Annotated in this window: 1 protein-coding gene; it reads left to right on the top strand. The window is 73.3% G+C overall.

What is annotated here, in order from left to right:
- Positions 1–345: 345 nt before the first annotated feature.
- Positions 346–1,330, top strand: a 985-nt coding sequence (locus KBX39_RS31345; RefSeq protein WP_210874025.1) for a LacI family DNA-binding transcriptional regulator, incomplete at its 3' end; no start/stop codon positions are given.

Here is a 1,330-nt window from a genome sequence, read left to right as displayed (position 1 = left end):
TCTCATCTCATCCTCCGCGCCGAAATGGGAACGCTCCCGAATATCGAGAGACGTTGACTGAACCGGATAAGTGACGCCACCGTACGGTTCCCATTCACGACTGTCAACGGCCGGTTACCGATGTGCCGATCCGGTAACCTCGCCGCCGCTCACGACCACGCTGCGGGCGGTCTCGTCGGGTCCGCGCTCTAAGCTGAACCGCACAAGCGACTGCCGCCGGAAGCGGTCCACCGATGCCGCCCGCGGCACCCGGACCCGGCACCGCGTGCAGTAGCGTCACCAGACGCCGGTGATCCGGCGACCGGAAGCGCCCGCGAGGGCCGGACACAGTGGAGGAACGCTCCGGTGAAGCGGCCGACCATCGCCGACGTCGCCCGGCGCGCCGGGGTCTCCAAGGGCGCGGTGTCGTACGCGCTCAACGGCCAGCCCGGCGTCTCCGAGGCGACCCGCCAGCGCATCCTCGCGATCGCCGCCGAGATCGGGTTCCGGCCCAGCAGCGCCGCCCGCGCGTTGTCCGGGGCGACCGCCAAGGCGGTCGGGCTGGCGCTGTGCCGCCCCGCCCGGATACTCGGCATCGAGCCGTTCTTCATGGAGCTGATCAGCGGCGTCGAGGCCGAGCTGTCGGCCCGCTCGTACGCGCTCACACTCCAGGTGGTCAGCGACCAGGACGCCGAGATCGCGGTCTACCGGCGGTGGTGGGCCGAGCGCCGGGTCGACGGCGTGCTCGTCTGCGACCTGCGCACCGACGACCGGCGGGTGCCGGCGCTGGAGGAGCTGCAACTGCCGGCGGTGGTGATCGGCGGCCCCGGCCACACCGGCGGCCTCGCGAGCGTCTGGGCCGACGACGCGGCGGCGCTGGTCGAGACGGTGGAGTACCTGGTCGCGCTCGGCCACCGGCGCATCGCCCGGGTCGGCGGGCTGCCCTCGCTGCTGCACACCGAGATCCGCACCGAGGCGTTCACCGGCGTGTGCCGGCGGCTCGGGCTGGAGGAGGCGCAGACGGTCTGGTCCGACTACACCGGCGAGGAGGGCGCGCGGGCGACCCGCCGGCTGCTCAGCTCCGCCGCACGCCCCACCGCGGTGATCTACGACAACGACGTGATGGCGATCGCCGGGCTCTCGGTGGCCCAGGAGATGGGCCTGGCCGTCCCCGGCGACCTGTCCATCGTGGCCTGGGACGACTCGCCGCTCTGCCGGCTGGTGCACCCGCCGCTGACCGCGCTGGGCCGGGACATCCCGGCGTACGGCGCGCACGCCGCCCGGCAGCTCCTCGCCGTGATCGCGGGTGAGCCGGCCGCCGTGGTCCAGGACGAGACCGCGCACCTCACGC

The organism is Micromonospora sp. D75, assembly GCF_018070405.1.
In the GTDB taxonomy this organism is placed as follows: Bacteria; Actinomycetota; Actinomycetes; order Mycobacteriales; family Micromonosporaceae; genus Micromonospora; species Micromonospora chalcea.
The sequence above is the reverse complement of the archived record's forward strand: the minus strand, read 5'-3'. Positions and strand labels throughout refer to the sequence as shown.